This is a genomic window from Corynebacterium sp. MSK039, from assembly GCF_030232315.1.
In the GTDB taxonomy this organism is placed as follows: domain Bacteria; phylum Actinomycetota; class Actinomycetes; order Mycobacteriales; family Mycobacteriaceae; genus Corynebacterium.
The window spans coordinates 1-1,323 of record NZ_JASPJL010000033.1 but is presented as its reverse complement, the minus strand read 5'-3'; the positions used below and the strand labels follow the sequence as shown (position 1 = coordinate 1,323).

Genomic DNA, 1,323 nt, shown 5'->3' with positions numbered 1-1,323 from the left:
TGGGGTTGCCCGCAAATGGTGGACACGTAGTGGAGCTACCTCATGGTTAGGCAGCTGTTTCTTCTTCGTTGGTGGTCTGGGTGATCTGGTGCTCGAAGTCGACGGGGCTGACCATCCCGAGTGCGGAGTGGCGCCGGCGGCGGTTGTAGACCACTTCAATCCAGCGGGCGACACCCGTGCGTGCAGCATCCCTGGTAGGCCAGCGTTGCCGGCCGTAGAACTCAGTCTTCAACGTCGACCAGAACGACTCGGCCATCGCGTTATCAAAGCACACCCCGGTACGCCCGACGGACTGGGCAATGCCCAGGCCGCGGCAGACGTCCCAGAGCTGCTCGCTGGTAAACTGTGCCCCACGGTCAGCGTGAAACACCAGGCCATCAGGAACCTCACCGCGTAGCGTATACGCCATCCGCAGGGCCCGTTCGACCAGGGAAGTATCTTGCACACTATCCATAGCCCAGCCCAGCACTCGGCGGGAATGACCATCACGGACCGCACACAAGTACAACCAGCCTTCACCGGTGCGCAGGTAGGTAATATCCGACATCCACACCCGATTGAGCTCACCGGCATCAAACATGCGCTTAACCAGGTCAGGAAGCGTGGACTTACGCTTGGACTGAATCGTGGTCACCGGGACGAAGGCACGCGGTGAAATCCCCTCAATCCCCATCAGGCGCATCCGCTTGGCCACAGTCTTCCGATTGAGCGCAATGCCGTAGCGCTCAGCCAGTTCTGCGGTAATGCGCGGTGCACCGTAGACCTGATCAGAGTCAGCCCAAATCTGGCGGATCTTGCAGTCAACATCGTCATAAAACGCTGCCCGATCATCGTTACCTAGGAGGCGTTGCTGCTGGTTATGGGACCATTTGTAGTAGCCGGACCGTGACACCTTCAACAAGCGTGCCATACGTTTGATGCTGTAGTTTGCCTTCTCTCGCCGCATTAGTTCGAACTTTTCTGTTCGCGTTGCTTCGCGGCGAAGAAGGCTGTCGCTTTTGACAAAAACTCGTTGTCCATCCGAGCTTCTGCCAGCTCCCGGCGCAAGCGCGCATTCTCGGCCCGAAGATCCGCCGCGCTCATCCCATCGGCAGCGCCTCGGCGCTCCCGCTCATTTTTGACCCATTTGCCCAAAAGCCCCGGGGCGACACCGATCTCTCGGGCCACATGAGCGGTCGGGCGCTGCGACTCAATCACGAGATTCGCGGCTTCACGCCGGTACTCCGGCGTGTACTTCTTGCGTTGTTGGCTCACAATGAACATCCTCTCCTACGGACACAACATCCGTACAAGTTGGGTGTCCACTAAACGAGGGTAACCTCA

1 protein-coding gene is annotated in these 1,323 nt (G+C 58.9%); it reads right to left on the bottom strand.

Annotated features, from left to right (window positions below; translation table 11 throughout):
• Nucleotides 1–46 precede the first annotated feature (46 nt).
• Nucleotides 47–1,263, bottom strand: a protein-coding gene (locus QP997_RS09690; RefSeq protein WP_148792846.1) for an IS3 family transposase whose coding sequence is annotated in 2 segments (ribosomal slippage) — nt 47–1,002 and nt 1,002–1,263 — 1,218 coding nt in all. Because the reading frame shifts where the segments join, the coding sequence is not laid out codon by codon here.
• Nucleotides 1,264–1,323 lie beyond the last annotated feature (60 nt).